This is a genomic window from Paraeggerthella hominis (assembly GCF_021044775.1).
Classification (GTDB): Bacteria; Actinomycetota; Coriobacteriia; order Coriobacteriales; family Eggerthellaceae; genus Paraeggerthella; species Paraeggerthella hominis.
Window position 1 is genome coordinate 173661 of the sequence record NZ_JAJNOQ010000002.1, and the last position, 21469, is coordinate 195129.

Annotated in this window: 16 protein-coding genes and 1 tRNA gene; 14 read left to right on the forward strand and 3 right to left on the reverse strand. The window is 58.2% G+C overall.

Annotation, left to right across the window (positions count from 1 at the left end; all coding sequences use genetic code 11):
• Positions 1 to 94 precede the first annotated feature (94 nt).
• Positions 95 to 358: a hypothetical protein gene (locus LQE90_RS03025; RefSeq protein ID WP_114566737.1), complete on the reverse strand. Its 264-nt coding sequence runs from the start codon at positions 356 to 358 to the stop codon at positions 95 to 97.
• Between the two features lie 389 nt (positions 359 to 747).
• On the opposite strand from LQE90_RS03025, the gene LQE90_RS03030 reads away from it, so the two are divergent.
• Complete coding sequence (locus LQE90_RS03030) at positions 748 to 1371, forward strand: hypothetical protein (RefSeq protein WP_216529303.1); 624 nt, start codon at positions 748 to 750, stop codon at positions 1369 to 1371.
• 200 nt (positions 1372 to 1571) lie between these two features.
• On the opposite strand, the gene LQE90_RS03035 is transcribed toward LQE90_RS03030, so the two are convergent.
• A complete protein-coding gene (locus tag LQE90_RS03035) occupies positions 1572 to 3257 on the reverse strand; it encodes an MFS transporter (RefSeq protein ID WP_216529302.1) in 1686 nt (561 codons plus the stop codon).
• Positions 3258 to 3862: 605 nt separating this feature from the next.
• Here LQE90_RS03035 and LQE90_RS03040 point away from each other — a divergent pair.
• The 11 genes from LQE90_RS03040 (at position 3863) to LQE90_RS03090 (ending at position 18535) form a co-directional block, all read left to right on the forward strand.
• Positions 3863 to 5638 carry a response regulator transcription factor gene (locus LQE90_RS03040; RefSeq protein WP_216529301.1) on the forward strand — a complete coding sequence of 592 codons (1776 nt, stop codon included), beginning with the start codon at positions 3863 to 3865 and terminating at the stop codon, positions 5636 to 5638.
• A 326-nt stretch (positions 5639 to 5964) separates the two neighbouring features.
• Complete coding sequence (locus LQE90_RS03045) at positions 5965 to 7152, forward strand: FHA domain-containing protein (protein ID WP_231088176.1); 1188 nt, start codon at positions 5965 to 5967, stop codon at positions 7150 to 7152.
• Positions 7153 to 7173: 21 nt separating this feature from the next.
• Positions 7174 to 7587, forward strand: a complete 414-nt coding sequence (locus LQE90_RS03050; RefSeq protein WP_123193062.1) for an FHA domain-containing protein — start codon at positions 7174 to 7176, stop codon at positions 7585 to 7587.
• The gene (locus LQE90_RS03055) at positions 7587 to 8792 is read left to right on the forward strand and encodes a Stp1/IreP family PP2C-type Ser/Thr phosphatase (RefSeq protein ID WP_216529300.1); all 1206 of its coding nucleotides are present in this window, start codon (positions 7587 to 7589) and stop codon (positions 8790 to 8792) included. Before LQE90_RS03050 ends, LQE90_RS03055 begins: the two co-directional genes overlap by 1 nt.
• On the forward strand, positions 8789 to 11548 hold the full coding sequence (locus LQE90_RS03060) for an FtsW/RodA/SpoVE family cell cycle protein (protein ID WP_216529299.1): 2760 nt from the start codon (positions 8789 to 8791) through the stop codon (positions 11546 to 11548). The genes LQE90_RS03055 and LQE90_RS03060 overlap by 4 nt, the downstream gene beginning before the upstream one ends.
• A gap of 87 nt (positions 11549 to 11635) precedes the next feature.
• Entirely contained in the window at positions 11636 to 13627 is a 1992-nt protein-coding gene (pknB, locus tag LQE90_RS03065) for a Stk1 family PASTA domain-containing Ser/Thr kinase (RefSeq protein ID WP_114567968.1), read from the forward strand.
• 145 nt (positions 13628 to 13772) lie between these two features.
• The gene (locus LQE90_RS03070; protein ID WP_216529298.1) at positions 13773 to 15350 is read left to right on the forward strand and encodes an ABC transporter permease/substrate-binding protein; all 1578 of its coding nucleotides are present in this window, start codon (positions 13773 to 13775) and stop codon (positions 15348 to 15350) included.
• Positions 15347 to 16105 carry an ATP-binding cassette domain-containing protein gene (locus LQE90_RS03075; protein WP_216529297.1) on the forward strand — a complete coding sequence of 253 codons (759 nt, stop codon included), beginning with the start codon at positions 15347 to 15349 and terminating at the stop codon, positions 16103 to 16105. Before LQE90_RS03070 ends, LQE90_RS03075 begins: the two co-directional genes overlap by 4 nt.
• Before the next feature lie 90 nt (positions 16106 to 16195).
• Complete coding sequence (locus LQE90_RS03080) at positions 16196 to 16834, forward strand: TetR/AcrR family transcriptional regulator (protein WP_216529296.1); 639 nt, start codon at positions 16196 to 16198, stop codon at positions 16832 to 16834.
• Entirely contained in the window at positions 16831 to 17745 is a 915-nt protein-coding gene (locus LQE90_RS03085) for an ABC transporter ATP-binding protein (RefSeq protein ID WP_216529295.1), read from the forward strand. Before LQE90_RS03080 ends, LQE90_RS03085 begins: the two co-directional genes overlap by 4 nt.
• Positions 17738 to 18535, forward strand: coding sequence for an ABC transporter permease subunit (locus LQE90_RS03090; protein WP_216529294.1), 798 nt, complete (start codon positions 17738 to 17740; stop codon positions 18533 to 18535). Before LQE90_RS03085 ends, LQE90_RS03090 begins: the two co-directional genes overlap by 8 nt.
• A 61-nt stretch (positions 18536 to 18596) precedes the next feature.
• Here LQE90_RS03090 and LQE90_RS03095 read toward each other — a convergent pair whose 3' ends face one another.
• Positions 18597 to 19151 carry a protease inhibitor I42 family protein gene (locus LQE90_RS03095; protein WP_216529293.1) on the reverse strand — a complete coding sequence of 185 codons (555 nt, stop codon included), beginning with the start codon at positions 19149 to 19151 and terminating at the stop codon, positions 18597 to 18599.
• A gap of 265 nt (positions 19152 to 19416) precedes the next feature.
• Here LQE90_RS03095 and LQE90_RS03100 point away from each other — a divergent pair.
• Positions 19417 to 19493 (forward strand) — tRNA-Arg (locus tag LQE90_RS03100).
• A gap of 621 nt (positions 19494 to 20114) precedes the next feature.
• Positions 20115 to 21467 (forward strand): magnesium transporter, encoded by a 1353-nt coding sequence (locus LQE90_RS03105; protein ID WP_114567952.1) that lies wholly within the window; start codon positions 20115 to 20117, stop codon positions 21465 to 21467.
• Positions 21468 to 21469 lie beyond the last annotated feature (2 nt).

Here is a 21469-nt window from a genome sequence, read left to right on the forward strand (position 1 = left end):
CCAAAACATAAGCTACTCGGCGATCACCCCCTCCCCGGGCTTTCAAATCTGAAGGATGCCCATCCCCAACGGGCATCGCCAAGTACTGTTCGCCTTAAGCGGTGGGAGGCTTGGGGGCACCGGGAGCCGCGGGAGGCTTGGGGGCACCGGGAGCCTTGGGGGCACCAGGGGCTGCAGGGGCTGCAGGGGCGCCTGCACCGGGAAGCGGCTTTTCGCCATTGATGTACGGCGTGAAATCGCACTTGCAGAACGGGCACTTTTTCAAAGTAACGCCCGCCATCATCTGGATGGTCTTACCGCACTCGGGGCACTTGTTCATCCCGTCGCCGCCGGACGCATCTGCTGGTCTAAAACACATAAGGGAAGCCTCCGTTCCTCATTTGATCGGCAACCGCAGCAACGTGCCGTCGCCGACCACTCCAACGTATGTCATGCACGATGCAAAACGGGGATTTCGCCACCGTGCCAATGACTTGCCAATACCGGCTTCGGCCATTGCAAGCACCAACGTATCCGGTGATTTCAGAATAGGTAGTTCCGCAAATTGCATATCGAATCACAAGGACAATTTTGGTGTGAATACCATCGGTCCGAGAGGTTGATTTTCGTTTGAGACAAGTACGATATGACTCTGTTTCACCTGATAATAAGCCATTTTTTACATTTCTTGCTTTTGGTGGTCGACGCGCGAACGGGCTTAGGTACGCTATAATCGCGGCAGACCCAAACACCCCTGAGGAGGCCCTGGTGAAAAAGAACAATCGAGTCTATCTGCCCGCGGACGCACTGGCCCGTCACGAGGATTTCGACGTCTGGTACGAAGACGGGGACACGTTTCTCAGCTTCAAGGGAGATTGGTCCAGCGAACGCGACAAAGTGACCATATTTGGACGAATGGGCGGCGAGATGGGGCGTATCAAGCCGGACGCGCAAACGCTTACGTACTATTTGCAACTTGAGCGATGGGAGTATGCGTTCCATACCTTGCGAGTGTTCAAGGACTATTACATAGAGGGCCTGCGCTGGCTGGTCAAAGGAAGCCTATCCAACCCCCCTTTCCACTTCACCAACGAAGACACCTCGAAGCAGGAAGGCCACGTCCGCCTAGTCGACTTCAAAAACCGTGGGGCATGCTACGAAATCAAAACGAGCGACGTCGCCAAGCTGCGCATAGCGACGGCAGCCATCGTGGCCATGGGCATCAAGGAAGAATACAAAGGAAAGAGCGAAAGCTTGAAAGACCCCAATGCGTCGAAAGCCCAGAAGCTCAAGCGATGGATGTTTGAAGGGCGAGGCCTTACCTACGAACAGCTACAAGAGCTCGAGAAGGCCCCTGAGGAAGCTAAGAGCCTCGCTGAAGACGCCAAGTAGGCACACAAGACCACCAACGCCAAGCAAACCGGGAGAGACCCGGACAGCTGTCCGGAAGCACTGATCAAGCCGAGCAAAAAAGAAGCCCTCGCTCCTTCATCGAAGGGCGAGGGCTTCTTGCGTAACAAAACACGTTGCGAAGCCACACGTCGGACGGCTAAGCCGTCAAGGGGAGACGGTCGCGTCGCGAAAGATCCATGCTACTTCTTCTTGTTCTTAGCCAGCTGAGCGCCACCGAACACGAAGAAGTACAGGAAGGGAAGAAGCAGGCCGACAGCCATGAGAGGCAGTGCGTACGGCTGCTTGGACCATCCGGGAACCACCAGGGGGCAAACGATGCACAGCACAGCCAAAATAGCAACGATTACCAGCATAACGCCGAAGCGCATCATACCGTCGCTCTCGGAGTTGCCAAGCTTGTCTTCCTCTTCCGCCAACGCATCCATAGACTTGCCAGCTGTTTCCTTAACGAACAAAACCGTGCAGATGAAGCCCAGGGCAAACGGGACAATAAGCACGAGAACCACCGTCGACCAGTTTGTATTGCCGGCAGCAGTCTGGAACATGGCCATACCGGCAATACCGCCGAGAACGATGGAGGACGCCGAACCGCCGAAGCGGGCGAATGCCTGGCACCAAGAAGTACCAGTATTGCGGATGGCGGTGGGATAACTCTCGGGCATCAACGGCTGAACAGCGGTGATGGCATAGTTGAGCGCAAAACCGAACAGCAGCATAAGCGCGATGCACAAACCCATATTGTTCGGAGCAACGAAGATGGAGCACAAAATGATAGCGACGATGCAGAACAGCCACGACCCAGCGAGGTTGCGCTTACGGCCAACCTTGTCAGAAACGAAACCAACGGCGATGTTCGAAGCAATAGCCGCCACGTTGTTCCACGTCTGAAGGGCAACGCTGTCGGCCTGCGAATAGCCAAGACCCACGAACCAAGTGGGAATCCAGGCGTTCATGCCGTACACGCAGAACTGGCCGACGAAGTAAGCAGACCAGATAGCGCAGGTTGCCACGATGAACTTGCTCGAGAACAGAACCGAAGGGCCAGTCTTGGCAGGCTTCGGAGGAACGATCAGCAAAGCGGGATCGTAAGTGTGAGAAGAGTGACGCGTTGCCTGCTCGATCTGGGTCAGGCGCTCGCATGCCTTCTCCTTGTTACCCGAGTTAGCGTACCAGTGCGGAGTCTCGTGCATGGTAAAGATGAGAATGATGCCGTAGATCAGAGGGATGCCGCCGATCAGGTAGCAGATACGCCAGTTGGCGTACATGGTAGCCGTACCGCCATCAGCCAGAGCATAGGTCACCTGGTTGGTGAATTCGCCCAAAAGCGGCGTAGCTGCGTTGCAGATAGGATTGGCAATCAAACCAGCCAAAACCCAGCCGACGACCATGAAGGCCATACCGAACGTAACAAAGATACCGCGTTGCTTGGACGGCATGCTCTCGGAGAACACCGTGGTCACAACGGGAATGCAGGAACCAACGCCAAATCCGGCGATCAGGCGGAACGCGGCGAAGAACGCCAGATCATTCGCAAATGCCTGAGGCAAGGTGAACAGCCCGTAAAACATAACGGCGGCAATCAACGTCTTCTTGCGACCAATCTTATCGGACATAATACCGCCGACAGCGCCGCCGATAACCATGCCGAGCAAGCCCCACGTGGTTAGAGACCCCATAAGTGCTCCGGGAGCCGCATCTTCCGGCCAGAATGTATGAGCAACGAACAGGTTGGTCGAATTGACGATCATGAAGTCATAACCATCGAAGATCATAGCAAAGGCGAGCAGCACGAACACGACCCACGTGTGCAAACTGATGCCGATGGAGTCTATGACTTCTGAGATGGTAAATTCTTTTTTATCCATCAAAACCCCCTCTGAAGGAAAGTAAACACTGTTGCAATTCGGCCATATCGGCCAAATTGCAAAAATTAAGTTCACCCTCTACGCGATAGCAAGACGGCAGCAGCGCATTGATGGGAAACTACAGACGCTTCAGTATTCGCAAATTATTGAGGCTTCCGCAGTTTTGAGTTCCGCCCCGTATCGGCCCTCGAATCACCCATAAGAATACGCAGCAGCCGGAAGAAACGACCGCGCACGTCCCCCTTTCCACGATTCTCCTTCGGATAGCCAAGCTGAAAGAGCGCAGCCTGGCCAACCCCCTATCAATCCTTGTCAAAAGAAACCGACGCCGCAAATACTAGGCATCGAAGGATGCAGAGCATCGAATCATGGGGGCAATTTTCAAATGGACCCTATCGTTCCGAGAGGTTGATTTTTATCATTCTTCAATCTCACCACCCCATATAACCCCAGATGGCGCTTGTAGACCTAATATTCTGCATTTGAACGACGATCTGTTTTCGTTTATATTGAACCCACCGATGATTGAGCCGCGAAACATCTGAGGGCGTGACCCATTTCCCCTATCCAACGCATCGGGAAACACCGCATGCGCCTACGCGCAAATGGAGAAGGAAACGGGCCGATTCAAAAACAACTCTGGGGGATACGGGGAGAGTCTCATGGCTTTGTCTTTTCCGCGCGTCAGCATTACGGTTAACGACGACCGAGGCCTAGGTACTCAAGGCGAGCTAAGCGGCTTATCGCTAGGATTAGGCATCCACCAAGCATGGGTGTATTCCGCCATGTTTGGGACTACTACGATTTTTCAAACAGGGGGAGGCACCGCCCAAAACGGCGACTCCATCCCCTCGGTTACGTTTGTGTTCCTGATATCCATCATCGTGTTTGCCGCAACGCTTTTCACCGCTGCGGCAACGGACCAAAAATTCCTTCGCACATACACGCGAAAGCAGACCATGATCGTTGCAGCGGCGCTTACCTTTATCGGAACGCTCTCCGTGTTCGCAGCTTTCGCTCCCGGAATAATCGGCATAGCGGCAACAGCGTTCGCTGGAGTTGCAACCGGGATCGGATCCGCGTTCATGCTCATCTTTTGGGGTGTCGCCTACTCGCGCGACAGCTCGGCGTCTATCGTCGTGAACACGGCGGTGTCCACCGTTATCGCCGTTGCCATATACTCTCTCGTCCTGCACATCGTTCCCGCACCGTACTCCGGAGCGCTTACCGCCTGCCTGCCTTTATTGGAGCTCCCGCTGCTCTGGCAACTTACACCCGAAAGCTATGCCATCCGGCATGCCGTTCCAATATTCAACCCACTACCCGTCAAGAAGGTTCCGTTTTCCCTGCGCCTCAGTTTTCCTGTACTCCTGTTTGGATTCGCGCTGGGCGCCTTGCGATCCGTTTCCACGCAAATCATCTTGCCATCATCCGATCTCACAACGCAGTTGTTAGCGCTATTCGCCGGAGGGGCGGCTACGATTCTGCTTCTTATAACCGTATTCTCGATTGATAAAAGAAGTCATTGGGATTTCCTTTTCAGGCCCATCGTTCCCTTCATTGCCGTCACTCTGTTCTTTTTACCATCGCTCGCTCTGGATAACAGCATGGTGCCCCCGCTTGTCCTGCTGACAGGCTACATGTGCTTCGAATCGCTCATGTGGGTGTTTTTCGGAGAGTTGGCTCAGGAGTTTCGCTTGTCCCCTATTTTCGTGTTCGGAGTCGGACGCGGATGCCTAGCTTTGGGATCTCTTGTAGGATCTCTTCTAGTCGCAGACCCTCACCTCCTAGACGCGCTCACGCCGTTTGGAGAAAACAGCGGCGCCGTCGTCGTCATGTTCACCATGGTGCTAGCGTACGCGTTGCTCCCGCGCGTACGCGATATCAAGCATGCCATTGGCCCCACGAACGCCTCTTTCAGCAAAGCCATCGCATCCATGAATCTTCAGAACGAACAAGCGCACATCGAAAACCAGAGCGAGAAAACAAGCAACAAGGCCGCTGAAACCAGCCCAATCCTCGACAGCGCAAAGAGCAAATCAGAGAACCCCCCTTCCATCGCTTCTGGAGATCCCCGGAGAAAAGCCGGATCGCAAAAAGCGGCAGCCGACGTATTGCCGCTTGACGAAGGGTCTCGCAAAAGCGGCTGGTTCCGCGGTCAGTGCGAGGAGATAGCCAATCGCTACCTGCTCTCTCGACGCGAAACGGAAGTCATGTTCATGCTGGCAAAAGGATACAACGCTGCCTATATCCAGGATCAGCTGTACATCTCCAAGAGCACGGCGAAAACGCACATCTCGCATATCTACCGAAAGCTGAACATCCACAACCAGCAGGAGCTGCTCGCCATGATCGGGGAAGGCCGGGAGCCGCGCGAGTAGGCGTTACTTCGCGCATTATCGCTAGAGGGCGCACGTCGAACTGCAACCCCAGCCGCCGTCCAGGCCGTCCCGCCGCGCCGCCCAAGCCGACGATTCTGCCGCCCTCCCGCATCGGGAATATAATGACGATTGCGTAAAACATAAGGCGGGCTTCCTGCGTTTATGGCAAGATGGAGCATTGCATAGTCGTATACAAAAACGCACGACAGCCAAGGTCGCTCAAACGCGAACCTCAACCATGCGAACGGTCGCGCACCGCACCGTACCGCACGAAATGCCGCGCGCGACCGCAGCGAAGAAGCAGCCGCGCATGCGATAAAGGAGACATGATGGGCTTTCTTTCGAGATTCGAAGGCAAGATGGAAGACACGTTCGAGGGCGCAGCCGACCGCATGGCGAACTCCCCCATCTCGCCGGTCCAGATTGCGAAAAAGGCCGAAAAGCAGATGAGGCGCGAAAAGATGGTAGGCGCCGGCAAGCAGTTCGCGCCAACCCTCTACACGGTGCTGGTCAACCCCGACGACGATCGTCGCCTGTTCGGATACTACCCCACTTTGGCAGGAGAAACGGAAACGTACTTGGCAGCCAAAGCGGCGGAGCAGGGGCTGGTCATGGACGGGCAGCCGCTTGTGCGCTTCATCGTGGACGACGGCCTCAAGCACGGCAAGTTCGACATCATCGCCGAGGCGGTGGCCGCGCCCATCATCGCGCAGCTGCGTCAAGAAGAGATGCAGCGCTACGGGCTTGCCGGAGCGCCGATGGGCTACGCTGCGCCGCAAGGCGGCTACGGTGCGCCCGGCTATCAGGGCGGCTATCAGCAGCCGTACGCGCAAGCTCCGGCGCCGGCCCCTGCGTACGCAGGATACGAAAACCCCAACGCGCCCATGGGCGGCTTCGACGCGCCCGGCCAGTACGACGCGTACAACCAGGGAGGTCAGCTTCCCTACGTTCCCGAAGACGAGATCGACCGATCCATCGATTACGGCGAGTACACCTTCGACAGCCGCGACTTCGACGAGTCCCGCGACGCTCCCGCCGCAAGCCGCGCGCCGCGCGTGGTCGATCCCTTCGACGTGGCGAACGCCAGCATGGGCGGCGCCGTGGGAGCTGCCGCAGGTGCCGGCATGGCCGCAGCAGCAGCCGCAGCGCCGCACGGCGCCGTAGCCGCCGACACCGTCGTGTTCGCCGGCGGGCAGCAGGCAGCCAGCCCCGTCCCCGCGCGGGCCGCCGTGCGCGCGCGCTTGATCGACGAGGCCAACAACCGCGCGTACGACCTAGCATCCTCGCGCCTGCTCATCGGACGCGAATCGAAAAATGACATCTCCGTCCACGACATCAACGCCTCGCGCACGCACGCCGAGCTGCGCCTCGACCAGCAGGGCGTATGGGTGCTCACCGATCTGGGATCCACGAACGGAACCTTCGTCAACGGGCGCGAAATCGCCTCCCACCCGCTATCCGAAGGAGACCGCATCACCATCGGCATGACGAACTTCGTGTTCACCCAAGCCTGAACGCAACGGAAAGGTTAACCCGTGATCGACGTCGTACTGCTCATCATCCGTCTGCTGTTCGTCGCACTGCTGTATTTGTTCCTGTTCGCCATCATGAAGACGGGCATCGGAGTTGTACGCGGACAACGCAAAAAAGAACGCACGTGGAATCTCTCGGTTGAACGAGGGCCGAAAGAGCTGCGCGGCGTATCCATCGTCGTGCGCGGCCCGGTCATCGTGGGCCGCAGCCCTGGAGCCGATATCGTAGTAGGCGCCGGATACGTTTCCGGACGCCACGCACGGTTCAGCCTGATGGGGCAGAACCTGTTCGTTGAGGATCTGGGGTCCACGAACGGCACAGCCGTGAACGGGCAGCTCATAGCCGAGCCTGCCGCTCTTAAGAACAACGACGTGGTCAACGTGGGCGACGTCGCCATTCGCGTAAGGTTTGCCTAATGGCTGAAAAACGCTCGTATCGATCCACTCCGCGCACCCGTCGCGGCGCAGTCACGCCCTTCGGCAGCCGAACCGACATCGGCTGCTTGCGCGACCATAACGAAGACAGCCTGATCGTGGCACCGCCGCTGTTCGCCGTTGCCGACGGCATGGGCGGGCACGCCGCAGGCGAGATAGCCTCGGAAATTGCCGTGAACGTGCTGGCGGAACGCGCGCCGGAGCATCCGGACGGCGAAGCGCTCGCGCAGGCCGTCGTAGACGCGAACCGCGAGGTCATTCGCGCGTCGCACGACGGGCGAGGACGCGAGGGCATGGGAACCACCATGACGGCGGCTATGCTGGAAGGCGAGCGATTGGTCATCGCCCAGGTGGGCGACTCGCGCGCCTACCTGCTGCATCAAGGAAAGCTGCAGCAGCTCACGCGCGACCACAGCCTGATGGCCGACATGATAGAAGCGGGCCAGCTTACGCCCGAAGAAGCACGCTGCCACCCGCAGCGCTCCGTTATCACGCGCGCGCTGGGCAGCGACCCGAACCTGCACCCCGACATCTACGAGATCAACGTGGAAACCGGAGACCGACTGCTCGTGTGCTCCGACGGCCTGTCCGGCATGGTCCGCGACGAAGCCATAGAGCGCACGCTCTGTCGCGTGCAAGACCCCCAGCGATGCGCGTCGCAACTGGTCAACGAGGCCATAGCCGCCGGAGGCCACGACAACGTGACCGTTATCGTGGCAGACGTTACCGGCTTTGCGGAAGCACGGCGCAGGAAGATGGCGTTCAAGACGAAGCTTTCCATTGCCGTGATCCTCGTGCTGTTCGCAGCCATCATCGCAGGTACGGCCTGGGGAACCAGCACGTACCTGAACACGACCGCCTACCTGATGAACGACAATGGCAAGGTTGCCATCTATCGTGGCATTCCCGGCAGCGTGCTGGGATTCTCGTTCTCGCAACACGAACGAACCACTGACGTTCCCGTAAGCGACCTGCAACCGGGAACGGCGAACCGGCTCGACGCCGGCATACGCGTGGACTCCGTCGAGGCGGCGGAAGAACTGGTCAAGGAATACGAGGCCGAAGCCGCCGAGCGCAAGAACGCCGAAGAAGGCAAAAAGGAATCGCCTGCCGAAGGAGCCAACGCAGACGGCGCGCATGACGCGAATCCCCCGGCTCCCGCCAACTCGCAAGGCGGTACCGCATGACCAGGCGCAACCTAGAACTGATACTCCTATGCGTGGCAGCACCGCTTGTGGTGCTGCTGTTCGCCATGATCGCGATCAACCAGGGGCTTGCGCTCGACATGACCACGCTGGGCGTCCCTGCTGGCATTTTCGTCGCCTTCGTGATCGCGCACATCGCCGTGCGCAAATTCGCGCCCGGCGCCGACCCAGCGCTTCTGCCCATTTCGTTCGCGCTTTCGGGCATCGGCATTGCGTTCGTCACGCGACTGGCGCCCGATCTTGCCGTCAACCAGGTTGTATGGCTGTTCGTGGGCGTAGCGGCCATGGTGCTGGTGCTGGCGTTTATCCGCAACCTCGACAAGGTTGTGAACTACAAATACACCCTGATGATCTTCGGCTTCCTGCTGCTTCTTTCGCCGCTGATCCCTGGCTTGGGGCAAGAAATCTACGGCAGCCGAATCTGGCTTCATATCGGCGGCTTCTCATTCCAGCCCGGCGAGATCGCCAAAATCGTCATCGTGTTGTTCTTGGCCGGATACCTGGCTCAAAACCGCGAGATGCTCAGCGTGTTCACCTGGCGCCTGGGCCCGTTCAACCTGCCCGACGTGCGCACGCTGCTGCCGCTTTTGCTCATGTGGGGCGTGTCGCTTCTGGTGGTCGTATTCGAGAAGGACCTGGGCAGCGCGCTCGTATTCTTCTTCCTGTTTCTGGTCATGTTGTACGTGGCCACGGGAAAGAAGTTCTACCTGTTCATAGGCTTGGGGCTGATCGCCATCGGCGGCGTTGGCGCCTATCTGGCATTCGGGCACGTGCAGGTGCGTGTGAACACGTGGCTCGACCCCTTCTCCGATGCGCAGAACACGGGTTACCAGCTGGTGCAATCCATCTACTCCATCGCTGACGGCGGATTGTTCGGAACAGGCTTGGGACGCGGCCTTGCCGACCAGATCCCCGTGGTGGAAAGCGACTTCATCTTCGCCGCCATCGCCGAGGAGATCGGCTTGCTGGGTGCGGCGGGCGTATTGTTGCTGTTCCTGTGCTTCGCAGTGCGCGGCTTTGTCACGGCAGCGCGCGCGAAGAGCGACGTCAGCTCGTTCGTGGCCGTGGGCCTTACCACCATGATCGTGCTGCAGGCATTCATCATCGTGGGCGGCGTGACAAGGCTCATTCCGCTTACGGGCCTCACGCTGCCCTTCATCAGCCAGGGCGGATCGTCACTGCTGGCAAGCTTCATCGCCGTAGGCTTCCTGCTGCGCTGCGGCGACGAAGGAACCGGCGTCGGCGCGGAAGTTGTCAGCGCCACGGGAACGCTCCACGCGAACAGCGTGCTGGGGCGCGTATCGCTAGGCAAGCGGCTGACGCACACCATGCTGCTGTGCTCGGCCTTGTTCGCGCTGCTGGTAGCCAACCTCACGCTTATCATGGTGGTGCAGGCAGACTATTACCAGAACATGCCGGGCAACAACCACACGCTGGCCAAGGAATCGCGAAGCGAGCGCGGCACCATTTCAACCTACGACGGCATCATCCTGGCGCAAAGCGCCATCAACCCCGACGGCACGTACAGCCGCTCGTACCCTGCGGGCGATTTAGCCAGCCACGTGGTGGGCTATTCGTCTTCGAGGTTCGGCAATTCCGGTATTGAAGCTGCGTACAACGACGCCCTCAAGGGCCAGCAGAACTTTGCCTCGTGGACCGACGTGCTGAATTCGCTGGCGGGCGTGGGGTCCGCGGGCAACGACGTCACGCTCACGCTGAACTCCAAGATTCAGCAAGCAGCCCAAGACGTTCTGGCGGGACGCAAGGGCGCCGTTGTGGTCATGGACCCGGAAACCGGGGCCGTACTGGCCATGGCCTCCGCCCCCACGTACAACGCCGCCGACGTGGAAACGCTTCTGGAAGCAGCCGGGTCGGGACAAGCAAGCGGCGACAGCTCCCTTGTCAACCGCGCTGCGCACGCGCTGTACGCACCGGGATCCACGTTCAAGATCGTAACGCTTGCCACTGCGCTGGAAGACGATGTCGCCAGCGAGGAAACCGTGTACTCCGCGCCGGGCACCATGACGGTGGAGGGAACCACGGGCACCATATCGAACTTCAACCACAACGACTACGGCAACATCACGTTGGCACGAGCCATGGAGCTGTCCTCGAACACGGCGTTCGGCCAGCTGGGCCTGCAAATCGGCGGAGAGCGCCTTGTAGCCGGCGCCGAGAAGTTCGGCTTCGGCAAAGACATCGACTTCGCCATCGGCCTTAAAACGTCCCTGATGCCTACGCCCGAAGAGCTGAACAACAACAAGTGGAACCTAGCCTGGGCCGCTGCCGGTGAGCCCATGGACTTTGCCGGCCCGAACGCCACCGTGCTCGAAATGGCGATGGTGGGTTCGGCCATCGCGAACGACGGGGGCATCATGCAGCCGTACCTAGTCGACGGCATCTACAACGCCAACGGCGAGCGCAGCTTCACCGCCAACCCTTCCAAGCTCATGCAGGCGGTCAGCAAGGAAACCGCCAACCGCGTGAAAGACGTGCTGATCGGCGTCGTGAACAACGGAACGGGCACCGCCGCCGCTATCAACGGCGTGCAGGTGGCGGGCAAAACGGGCACGGCGGAGAAGGCCAACAGCAACGACAGCTGGTTCGTCGGCATGGCGCCCGCCGATAATCCGCGCGTCGTGGTGTCCATCATCATCGAGGACGGCGAAGAGGGCATCGCAACCGAAAAAGCGCAGAATGTGTTGAAAACCGCTCTAGAAGTTCAGGGGCTTTTGTAGATAAGATATGCTGGTGCGCTGTATCATGACTTTGACATGGCGCATACCCAGCATGTGACCTAAAGGAGCTAAAACGTGACCGGAAACATGATTGGCAGGGTGTTCAACAACCGCTACCAAATAACCGAGCGCATCGGCATCGGCGGCATGGCCGAAGTGTACCGCGCGCAGGACAACGTGCTCGGCCGCTTGGTTGCCGTCAAGGTGATGCTCCCGCAGTACGCCGCGGATCCCAGCTTCACCCAACGATTCAAGCAAGAAGCCGCCGCTGCCGCCAACCTGCAAAGCCCCTACATCGTGAACGTGTACGACTGGGGCCACGACGAAGGCACCTACTATATCGTCATGGAATTCGTGCGCGGATCCGACTTGAAGACCGCTATCAACGAGCGCGGCGCCATCAACCAGCGCAAAGTGGCGGAAATCGGATCGCAGGTATGCCAAGCGCTTTCGGTTGCGCACGGGCTTGACATCATCCATCGCGACATCAAGCCGCAAAACATCATGGTCCAGCCCGACGGCAACGTGAAGGTGATGGACTTCGGCATCGCGCGTGCGAAGAACTCCGTGAAAACGCAGACGTCCAGCGTGCTGGGCACGGCTCACTACATCTCCCCCGAGCAGGCGCAAGGCAAAGACCTGACCGCCACCAGCGACATCTACTCCCTGGGCATCGTGCTGTACGAGTCGGCCACCGGGCGCTTGCCCTTCGACGGCCCCGACGCTGTAAGCGTGGCCATGAAGCAGGTCAACGATCTGCCCGCGCCGCCGCACGAGATCAACCCCGACATCGACCCGGCGCTCGAAGCCATCATCATGAAGGCTATGGCCAAGAACCCGGCCGACCGCTTCGCCACGTCCAAGGACATGCGCCTGGCGCTGAACGACTACCTGGCCGGACGTCCCGTCAATCTGGGCGAGGGCTTCACCAGCGCGCAGACGTCGGTCATGGGCGGCGTGGTGCCCCCCATCGGACCGGCTGCAGTTGACGGAACGGCCGTCATGCCTGCCATGGGCGGCGTCGGCGGCGTGAACCCGGCTGCACCGGTTTCGCCCGCGCGTTCTTATCGTTCGGACGATGGCAACGGCAAGAAGAGCAACAAGAAGACCATCGCCATCGTGATCGGCATCATCGCCGCACTTGCCATAGTGGGCGGCGTAGCATTTGCGCTCATGTCCGGCGGCGGCAGCAACGACAAGGACGCCATCCCGCTTCCCGACGTAGTGGGGCAGAGCGCCGACCAGGCAACGGCAACGTTGACGCAAGCCGGATTCACCAACATCGTCACGGAAGAGTCCTTCAACGAAAAGGTGGAAGCCGGTAAGGTGGTCAGCCAAGATCCGCGCGGCGGCACCAAGCAGAAAAAGGACACCAAGATCACTCTGGGCATATCCAAGGGAACCCAGGAAATCACCGTGCCCGACTTGACCGGAAAGACCGCTGATCAGGCGAAAAAGGAACTGACGGCAAACGGCCTGAAATACTCTGCCGGAACTGCCGAGTACTCCGACAAGGTCGAGAAGGACCACATTGTGCGCCAGGACGTTGCTCCGGGAACGCAGGTTGCAAAGGGAACCACCATCACCTACTACCTGTCTTTGGGCTCTGAAGGTATCGAGGTTCCCAATGTGGTGGGCATGATGCGCGGCGACGCGGTGGCCACGCTCAACAACTTGGGTCTGCTGGTCGACACGAACAACTACACGTATCAGGCCAGCGACAAGCCCGAGGGAACCGTGCTTGCCCAAACCCCGGCCGCTGGCTCTAAGCTGCAGGAAAACGGCATGGTCGCGCTCACCCTGAGCAAGGGTCCCGACAAGAAGTCGTACTCGGTGGCAATCAATTCCAACGGCGGCGGCTCCGTTACGTCGGACGTCACGTCGGTCGAAGAGGGCGGACAGGTAACCATCAAAATCACGCCTGACGCAGGATACGAAGTCGCATCGGTGCGCGGCATCGACGACGTGCCGGCATCGGGCGGAACCTTCACGCTCACCAACGTGAAGGGCAACGTCAACGTCACGGTCACGTTCCAGAAGGCAACCAGCCCAGCGCCTTCCGGAAATGCGACAAGCTAACAGGGCGCGCAGAGAAACAGACGGGCAACGCACGTCGGACTTACGCGAGCTCCGTCAGTAAAGCAGCTAGAATAGGCAACGAGAGGTCCAGGCCCTCGTTGCCTTTCTTTTTCTGCAATTCTCGTTTGAAAGCGAGGTCGACCGCTTGATCGAATCGACGCTTTCCCTGCTCGTGGAAAAAAGATCTTGGTTCTTCGAGCTTTTGATCCAGCATATCGGAATATCCTGCGTGGCCGTGTTCCTTGCAGTTATCATCGGCCTTTCAATCGGCATGGCCATCGCACAATGGAGACGCGGCGCGAAACCCGTTCTTGCGCTGGTGAACTTCATCTACACCATTCCATCCATTGCCTTGTTTGGCTTTTTGATCCCCGTTACCGGAATCGGAAACACAACCGCCATCGCAGCCCTGAGCATCTACGCGCTCCTCCCCATGGTGCGCAACACCTACACCGGCCTCACCAGCATCGACCCTGCCATAACGGAAGCCGCACGCGGCATGGGGTCAACCAACGGACAACTGCTCTACCGCATCGAACTGCCTTTGGCCGCGCCCGTCATCGTAAGCGGCATTCGAACCACAACAACCATGACCATCGCTTTGGCCGGTATCGCCAGCTTCATAGGAGCCGGAGGGCTTGGAGTTGCCATCTACCGCGGCATCACCACGAACAACCTGGAAATGACCGTAGCGGGCAGCGCGCTCATCGCCTTGCTGGCCATCACGGTAGACCTGCTGCTGGGACTGATCGAGAAGCGCGCGCGACGGCATTTGGAACCACGCAACGCACAACGCAGTGGCTGGCGGCTGGGAATATGCCTGACCGTTGCCGCGTTGATAGCCGCGTGCGGCATCGTTGCCATGGAACAGGGCCCGAGTCCCTTCGGACCAATGACGAACGAGGGTAAAAGCGGCGTTATCCGCATAGCCACAAAGCCCATGACCGAACAGTACATTCTCGGAGAGATGCTGAACACGCTGATAGAGCACGACACCGACCTTTCCGTTGAGCTTACGCAGGGCATAGGCGGAGGCACCTCCAACATTCAACCCGGCATGGAAAAGGGTGATTTCGATCTGTACCCCGAATACACCGGCACCGGATGGAACGCCGTGCTCAAGCATGACAGCACGTACGACGAATCCATGTTCGACACGATGCAGCAGGAATACCAAGACCGCCTGAACCTCACCTGGGTAGGCCTGTACGGCTTCAACAACACCTTCGGGCTTGCGGTAAGCAAGCAAGTCGCCCAACAATACAACCTGCACACGTATTCCGACCTTGCACGCGCAGCGGAAAGCCTTGCACTGGGCGCTGAACCCGACTTCTTCGACCGGCAAGATGGCTACCCCGGCCTGCAAAAAGCTTACGGGATGAACTTCGGAAGCACGCGCGATATGGACATCAGCTTAAAGTACCGTGCGCTGTTCGAAGGGCGCGTAGATGCTATCGCCATCTCCACAACCGACGGTCAAGCAGCCGACGACCAGCTTGTCGTGCTGCAAGACGACAAGGGGTTCTATCCCACGTATCTATGCGGGAGCGTCGTGCGCGTAGATACGCTAGACGCCCATCCCGAACTGAAAGCCGTGCTCGAAAAGATGCGGGGCCTTATTTCGGACGTCGACATGGCGCGCATGAACAACCAAGTGGAAACCCAAGGTCGTGAGCCGAAAGACGTTGCTGATGCGTTCCTTGCTCAGAAAGGACTCCTATGATCGCAATTGAATTCAACGACGTTTCAAAGCAGTTCGGCAGCACGCGAGCCGTCGACCAGGTAAGCCTCTCCATCGAACAGGGAAGCTTCGTCACCATCATAGGCAGCTCTGGATGCGGCAAGACCACGCTGCTCAAAATGGTCAATGCCCTGGCCATGCCGGACGAGGGGAGCATTTTGATCCACGGCAAGTCCACCGCCGACCTCAATCCCATCGAACTCCGACGAAACATAGGCTACGCGATCCAAGGAAGCGTTCTGTTTCCCCATCTGACCGTCGAGCAGAATATCGCATACGTTCCGCGCTTGCTGAATCGGGGGGATCGTCGAAGAACCGAAGCCGCGGTGGACAAATGGATGAGCATCATTGGACTTTCACCTCAAATCAAAGACCGCTATCCTTCTGAATTGTCCGGTGGCCAGGCCCAGCGCGTGGGCATGGCGCGCGCATTGGCCGCAAGCCCCGACATTCTTCTTGCAGACGAACCTTTCAGCGCCGTCGACGCCATCACGCGAACCGCTCTGCAAGACGAGGTTAAACAGATTCACGACCAAACGGGCATCACGATACTGTTCGTCACGCACGATATAGACGAAGCCCTTGCGCTAGGAGATCGCGTGCTCGTCATGGAGCGCGGGCAGGCCGTTCAATGTGCCTCCCCGTGCGAAATTCTACGCAGCCCCGCCACGGACTTTGTAAAGCGCCTTGTCACCCGCAAGCAGCGCGTATTCTCCTGCTCGGAAACCCTTCCGTAAGATTTCCCCTCAAGGGGCTTCAAAAAAATAGTCAATGCCGTAGCATGGACCGTATGAGGTTGACCGCCCGGTCAAGCAAGAGGAGACGCCATGGTCAACAAGCACGGCAATTTGGAGAAGTTCGAACGACTGCCCGCAGAACGGCAGGAAGCCATCGTGAACGCCGCCGTTGAAGCATTCGGGCGAAACGACTACAAAAACGCCTCCACCGAAAGCATCGCGCGCAAAGCGGGCATCTCCAAAGGCCTGCTGTTCTTCTACTTCAAAAACAAAAAAGAGCTTTACCTTTACCTGATGGAATACTTGATGGAAAAAGTATCGCACCTGGTAGTCGATGATGAATTCTACGCCATTGACGACTTCTTCGACCTGTTCATCTACGCAGGGCAACGAAAATGCGCAGTCCTCTCCAAGTTCCCCTACGCGCTCGAATTCTCCATCCACGCTTTCTACCCCGAGCACAAAGACGTCAAGGACACCATGGAGAACTGGACGCAAAACCAAATCGACCTCATGTTCGCTGCGTATTTCAAAAACGTGAATTTCGACAAGTTTCGCGATGATGTAGACCCGCGCTACGTTGTCAACCTGCTGATATGGCTTGCCGACGGCTACCTACACCAGCAACAAGCCCTGAAAAAGCGGCTTGACATGGACGACATGATGACCGAGATGCATCGTTGGTGCGACATGCTGCGCACCTGGTCTTACAAAAAGGAGTACGTATGACAGGCAGTCAGGCGATTATCGAGCTGCAGGCGCTCACGAAAGACTACGGGGAGGGACGCGGCGCCTTCGATGTAACGTTCTCGGTCGAACGAGGCGAGGTGTTCGGGTTCCTGGGTCCCAACGGCGCAGGGAAAACCGTTACCATGCGCAATCTCATGGGCTTTATCAAGCCCGACAGTGGCACGGCGACCATTGCGGGGCTGCGCTGCTTTCAAGATCGAGCCAAAATCCAAAACCGGCTTGGCTATCTGCCAGGAGAAATCGCATGCATGGACGATATGACCGGCAGCGCGTTTCTCAACTTCATGGCGCGTATGAAGCACGTGGATTCAATGATGCGCATGCACGAACTGATCGACTATTTCGAGCTTGATCCTACGCGCAAGATTCGCAAAATGTCGAAAGGAACCAAACAAAAAGTGGGGCTGGTATGCGCGTTCATGGCGAAACCCGACATCGTGCTGCTTGACGAGCCCACCAGCGGCCTTGACCCTCTCATGCAAAACCGGTTTATCGACCTGGTGCTTGACGAGAAAAGCCGCGGCACCACCGTCTTTTTGTCGTCGCACCTGTTTGAAGAAGTTGAGCGCACGTGTGATCGGGTCGCCTTCATCCGCGGCGGAAGAATTGTTGCAGTCGAGCGCATGGGCGACGTGCAAAAGAACCGCAAGCGCATGTTCGCAATCACCTTCGCCCAACCGGAGGCCCGCGCGCGCTACCTAACAGCCCACCCCGAGGCGCGCGCGATCGGCGGTTCTACAGCAGAGATCGCCGTCACCGGAAACATGGACCTGTTCGTGAAAGATTTGGCCGCCTACCCCGTGCAGGATCTGTCTGCGCGGGAGCAAACGCTCGAAGAGCTGTTCCTGCACCTGTACGGCGCTCAGTTGAAGGGAGGCGTCCATGAATAGCACGCTGCTGGCGAAGGAGCTGAAGTCGAACGCGTTCGTGGCGATTATCATCTTCGCGGTTTTAGGGATGTACATAGCCTGTATCGTCATGATGTTCGATCCCAGTTTAGGCGAAAGCCTGAACATGATGATGGACAGCATGCCGGAGCTGTTCGCCGCCTTCGGCATGGGAACGCAAGCGACCACGCTGCTCGACTTCATGCTGAACTACCTGTACGGGTTCCTGCTGACCGTGTTCCCGTTCGTCCTGATTCTCATTATGGCAAACAAGCTTATGGTGCGTTACCTGGACCGCGGCACCATGAGTTACCTGCTGGCCACTCCCAACAGTCGCGTGCGCGTCGCGCTTACGCTTGCAGGGGCCATGATGGTTGTTCTGGCCCTGCTCATGGTGCTCACGACAGCTGCAGAAATTGCCTGTGCGGAGCTTATGTTCCCGGGAGACCTGGACATTCCAGGGCTGTTCCGCGCGAACGTCGGGCTGTTCTGCCTGTGGACGTTCTTGGCGGGCATGTGCTTCTTCTCAGCCTGCGCCTTCTCGAACGCAGGAGCGGCGCTGTGGGTTGGCGGCGGAGCGGGTATTGCGTTCTTCTTGATGCAAATGGTGGCGAAGGTGGGCGACAAGCTGGCCTTTCTGGACAAGGTCAACCCGCTTGCGATGTTCGACAGCTACGGTTTGGCGACAAGCGATGCTTCCGCTTACGCAGGGTCGGCAATCCTGCTTGCCCTCGGCATCGCCCTGTTCGCCCTTGCGATTGGCGTATTCAACCGCCGAGACTTGAGCATCTAGCGTAACAAGGCTGAGGGAGCGAGCGCCGCGCGCACCTCCCCCAGCCTTACGACCAACTGAATTACTGCTGCACGCTCACAGCAGAAAACACGCCGCTCTCTACCGTCGCCTTTACAACGATGGTTGTATTCACATCGGCGGAATCGGTCGCGTTCGCCAGCTTGAACGTTATGGTCGACTCGCCGTTGTTCTGCTGGTCAGCCATAAACCCGAACACGTGCATGCCCGCAGAGCCTATCACGTCGTTCGCGTTTTGGTCGTAGTACGTAGAAGACGGCAGATCCGCATCCGTGTCCTTCAGCACCGAATCGCCGCTCACGTCGGACGTCCACTGATACTGAGCGTCGGCGCTCGAATCCAAAAGCACCAGCATGTCGCCGTTGGAATACGCAACCCATCCGTTCGACACCTTCAAAACCGTTCCTTCGGCCAAGCTGCTGCCGTCGCCCATTTGATTTGCAGCGTTGTCGCTTGCCGCCGAGTTGTTCGCGGGAGCAGCGTTGTCCGAATTCGTTGCGGCATTGGTATCGTTTGAGCAGCCGGCCATTGCAATCAACGACGCCAAAAGCAGCGCCACCGCACTTCCTACCATAGAAAATTTTGCAATTTTAGTCATGAAATCCTCTCTTTCTTTGCATGCACTTCGAAAACCGCACGTTCTTTTGTCTGCGCAAACAGGGATGTGCTCCAACCCATCCTAGGAGCATGTTTCCTACTCTGAACTGGCCTTGCTCGTACGTTTGGCATCCGTAACCGCATCGATTTCATTCCGAAACCCATCCCCTCGCAACAAGTCGTTATCCAAAACTTTCAACTTTTCTTAAAAAAGTCGTTGACAGAAGATGGGAGTACGGGCATAATATCTTTCGCTGCTTCGACGTGCGCCGTTACCTCAGCTGGATAGAGGGACTGACTACGAATCAGTACGTCGGGGGTTCGAATCCCTCACGGCGCACCATTTAGCATTCAAAACCGTCCAACTGGGCGGTTTTTTTGCGTCTCTTGCAAAACAGAGGAGCTGCCCCCTCAAGCCAATGACGGACCTTGCCGGTGCATCGCATTCTGGTGCGCCAGCAACAGGGCTCGCAGCGTCGCTTTCAAGAACCCGCATGCAAGCAGCCCGGCGGCTCGTTTCAAATGCGGCTACGACCACCCGGAGCAACCTTGTAACCTACACAAACAAAAAACACGCCCGGATGCTCGGCCAATGAGGTATGATACGTACCAGTTGCGTTGACAATGCGCTTCGATGGCAGCATGCTCATACGCAAACGCGATCAGACGGTTTGACTGAACGGCACGCCGTTCAGAAGCCCGAAATCCGCAACGACTGGTATCAGCACGTGCGGTTTTTTTATTGGTCAATAGGAAAGGGACTTTGTTGAAGGTTCGAAAATCGAAACCTCACAGTAAGTAGCCCTCCTTCGATTTCCTTACGTCGGCAGTCGAAGGTGGCTGCGGCGCTCGTGTTTGACATAGATTTTACTCCCCCGCATCGTGATGCGCGCAAACGCACGCGTTACCATGGGACACGGTACGATCGCTTGCGAACACGGGCATGAACAGTAAGGGATAAACCATGCTCTACCTCTCTCAAATGATGGGGAAACCCGTCGTAGACGCCACGGGCGAAAAGATCGGCACGATCTCTGACCTGGCCATTTCAACTGGCGAGGTGTTTCCGCGCATCACGAGCCTGGCTTTTCAAGGGCCCGGCAAAGTGCCGTTCATGATCTCATGGCGCAAATACGTCGAGGAGTTCGACGAAACCGGCATCACGCTCACCGTGGAAGCGCACGACATCCGCTTCAGCTATCTGCAACCTGACGAAGTTCTTCTCGCGCGCGACTTGCTGAACCGTCAGATCGTCGATACGCAAGGCATGAAAGTCGTTCGCGTCAACGATCTCAAGCTTTCCGTGTCGGGTTCGCAGCTACGCCTGCTTGGCGCCGAAGTGGGCGCGCGCGGCATCCTGCGCGGTCTGGCCCCCTGGCTCGAACGCGCCGTTGTAGCAGTGGCCAAGGTGTTCGACAAAAAGATCGACGAGCAGATCATCGCATGGAACTACATGGACCTGCTTGACCGAGACCTGTCCGAAGTGCAGCTGTCCGTTACGCACAAGCGCTTGGACGAGCTCCACCCCGCAGACGTGGCCGACATCCTGGAGCAACTTGACCCGCAGCAGCGAGCCAACGTGTTCCAGCACCTCGACGACGCTCAAGCAACCGAGGCTATCTCGGAAATGGAAGACGAGTACCAGGCCGACTTCATCGAAGACCTCGACGACGCCCGCGCCGCCGGCCTGCTGGGGAACATGGACCCGGACGATGCTGCAGACATCGTGCGCGACCTGTCGTACGAGAAAGCAGAAACCCTGCTGCGCCTCATGGGCGTGGAGGACGCCACCGAGATCCGTCGCCTGCTTGGATACAAGGACGGCACGGCCGGCGGTATGATGACCACGCAGTTCGTTTCCGTCAAGGCCGACACCACCGTTGGCGAAACCATAGAAGTACTGCGCGAACTGCCCGAAGACCATCCCACTGTGCACTACGTGTATGTGCTGGACGACTACGATGAATTCATCGGCGTGCTCAGCCTGCGAACCCTTGTGCTGACCGACGATGCGAAACCCGTGCGCGAAGTCATGTTCGACGACGTGATTTCCGCAACGCCAGAAGAAACCGAAGAGGACGTGGCTGCCGACATCTTCAAGTACGAGCTGCCCGCCATGCCGGTGGTAGACGAGCATGGCGTGCTGCTGGGCATCGTCACCGTTGACGACGCCTGGGACGCTATCGAGGAGGACGTCAGCAGCGACAAGACGCAGGTAACCGCGGCGAAGATCGTTGGCGGCATCATTGGCGCCGTACTGTTCTTGGTCCTGTACACGATGGTGTTGTTCCAGATCATCGGCTACGATTGGAGGTAGCC

Excerpts from the sequence above, each read along its gene's own strand:
- LQE90_RS03025 (WP_114566737.1), bottom strand. The coding sequence starts at position 358 with ATGTGTTTTAGACCAGCAGATGCGTCCGGCGGCGACGGGATGAACAAG.
- LQE90_RS03035 (WP_216529302.1), bottom strand. The coding sequence starts at position 3,257 with ATGGATAAAAAAGAATTTACCATCTCAGAAGTCATAGACTCCATCGGC.
- LQE90_RS03040 (WP_216529301.1), top strand. The coding sequence starts at position 3,863 with ATGGAGAAGGAAACGGGCCGATTCAAAAACAACTCTGGGGGATACGGG.
- LQE90_RS03045 (WP_231088176.1), top strand. The coding sequence starts at position 5,965 with ATGATGGGCTTTCTTTCGAGATTCGAAGGCAAGATGGAAGACACGTTC.
- LQE90_RS03055 (WP_216529300.1), top strand. The coding sequence starts at position 7,587 with ATGGCTGAAAAACGCTCGTATCGATCCACTCCGCGCACCCGTCGCGGC.
- LQE90_RS03060 (WP_216529299.1), top strand. The coding sequence starts at position 8,789 with ATGACCAGGCGCAACCTAGAACTGATACTCCTATGCGTGGCAGCACCG.
- pknB (WP_114567968.1), top strand. The coding sequence starts at position 11,636 with ATGATTGGCAGGGTGTTCAACAACCGCTACCAAATAACCGAGCGCATC.
- LQE90_RS03075 (WP_216529297.1), top strand. The coding sequence starts at position 15,347 with ATGATCGCAATTGAATTCAACGACGTTTCAAAGCAGTTCGGCAGCACG.
- LQE90_RS03080 (WP_216529296.1), top strand. The coding sequence starts at position 16,196 with ATGGTCAACAAGCACGGCAATTTGGAGAAGTTCGAACGACTGCCCGCA.
- LQE90_RS03085 (WP_216529295.1), top strand. The coding sequence starts at position 16,831 with ATGACAGGCAGTCAGGCGATTATCGAGCTGCAGGCGCTCACGAAAGAC.
- LQE90_RS03090 (WP_216529294.1), top strand. The coding sequence starts at position 17,738 with ATGAATAGCACGCTGCTGGCGAAGGAGCTGAAGTCGAACGCGTTCGTG.
- LQE90_RS03095 (WP_216529293.1), bottom strand. The coding sequence starts at position 19,151 with ATGACTAAAATTGCAAAATTTTCTATGGTAGGAAGTGCGGTGGCGCTG.
- LQE90_RS03105 (WP_114567952.1), top strand. The coding sequence starts at position 20,115 with ATGCTCTACCTCTCTCAAATGATGGGGAAACCCGTCGTAGACGCCACG.